Source organism: Vannielia litorea (genome assembly GCF_018424695.1).
In the GTDB taxonomy this organism is placed as follows: Bacteria; Pseudomonadota; Alphaproteobacteria; order Rhodobacterales; family Rhodobacteraceae; genus Vannielia; species Vannielia litorea_A.
The window spans coordinates 1-380 of the sequence record NZ_QTNQ01000231.1 but is presented as its reverse complement, the minus strand read 5'-3'; the positions used below and the strand labels follow the sequence as shown (position 1 = coordinate 380).

1 protein-coding gene is annotated in these 380 nt (G+C 68.9%); it reads left to right on the top strand.

The window, feature by feature from the left end:
* On the top strand, positions 1–380 hold a 380-nt coding region (locus DYI42_RS24120; protein WP_213549670.1), incomplete at both ends, for a TonB-dependent receptor.

The following is a 380-nucleotide window of genomic DNA, read 5'->3' as shown; positions in this document are numbered from 1 at the left end:
GCACGGCGACGAATTTCCCGGGCGACTACCTGCCCGGCCCGGTCGATCCGCTGGAATACGACCGCCGCCGCCGCTTCGCCCCGAAGAGCGCGAGCTTCGGCGTGCTGCAGGATCTGCCCTACGATTTCGTGGGGAGTCTGACCGCGTCCTACGTCGAGCGCGCCCCGTCCGTGCTCGAGCTCTACTCGCGCGGGCCGCACGAGGCGACCGAGACCTTCGAGATCGGCGATCCGAACCTGAAGCTGGAGCGCGCCCGCACTCTCGAACTCGGCATCCGCCGGGCGGTGGGCCCCCTGCGCCTCGATGCCACCGGCTACATCACCCGCTACACCGGCTTCATCTACAAGCGCGAGACCGGCACGTTCTGCGGCGACGAATTC